Annotated in this window: 1 pseudogene; it reads right to left on the bottom strand. The window is 44.4% G+C overall.

Annotation, left to right across the window (positions count from 1 at the left end):
• Positions 1-42: 42 nt before the first annotated feature.
• A pseudogene (locus HUK49_RS10550) lies at positions 43-1009 on the bottom strand (ISLre2 family transposase); the annotation flags it as partial.

Here is a 1009-nt window from a genome sequence, read left to right as displayed (position 1 = left end):
GTATCTGTCAAGTTTTCATAGGTAGCCTTTAAATATGCAGTTTTAGTGCGTAAGAGCCTTAAGAACTCGGCCCATTGGTCTACTAGTTGCAGTATTAATTGGAATGTCTCCGTGGATCACGCCTGATGAAGGTGGCGTGGGTACCCTGCGTAAAAATTCGCCAGTTCGAATCTGTAGTTCCTGCAGTAGATGCGGGGACTCTACCTTGGGTAGGACAGTCAATTGATTGAGGGTAGTAGTTAAATTAGTCGGTAATTCGCCATTGACTCGTGCTTCGATTAACCCAATCATGGTTTTAGCTCCCTTAATCGTCCACGACTTCCCCTGTTTTTTCATGCGATAGGTAAAAGCGCGATGAGCGCTTTCAATTGATCCAATGAGACGCATGCCTTTAAACCCGCGTCGTTGAGGTGCTAAAAGATATGGTCAGTTCCGCGTTAAATATTTCCGTAGCCGCGTTAGGTCGGCTTCTTGATGGGGAGTTAAGTCTTGTGACTCATACGTATCCAAAACTAATGTTAACTGGTGCTTATCATAATCTCGCACGGCTTGGATTGCTTTTACAGTTAACTCATTTTGATGGCCTAAGGTATGTTCAATTTTCTGAAAGCAGTGATAACGGTCTAAAAAATATTCACCCTGGGCTCCTTGAGGAACTAAGCTTAAGAGCCTGGTCGGCTCATAGCCAGGTCCAGTGTCACTCGCCAAAAAGATCGTTTGTCCATGCAGCTTATAATGACGATCTAAATAGTCACTTAGTCGTGATTATAGCTGTTCCTGATGGTCAACACTTAAGAAATCGTGGCGATTAATGATATGATTAGCCTCCCGTTCATACACTCGATAATGATGAACCAGCGTCAGCTGGGCGGGGTGTTGACTTTTAATCATAAATGCATCGCCCTCAATAGTTAGGTGCTTGGGAATTTGGCGATGAACGGTCTTTTGTTCATTGCGCTGACTTTCTTTAGCTACCTGGCTACCTAACTCATGCACGGCATGCATCACC

Source organism: Limosilactobacillus portuensis, assembly GCF_014838735.1.
Lineage (GTDB): Bacteria > Bacillota > Bacilli > Lactobacillales > Lactobacillaceae > Limosilactobacillus > Limosilactobacillus portuensis.
The sequence above is the reverse complement of the archived record's forward strand: the minus strand, read 5'-3'. Positions and strand labels throughout refer to the sequence as shown.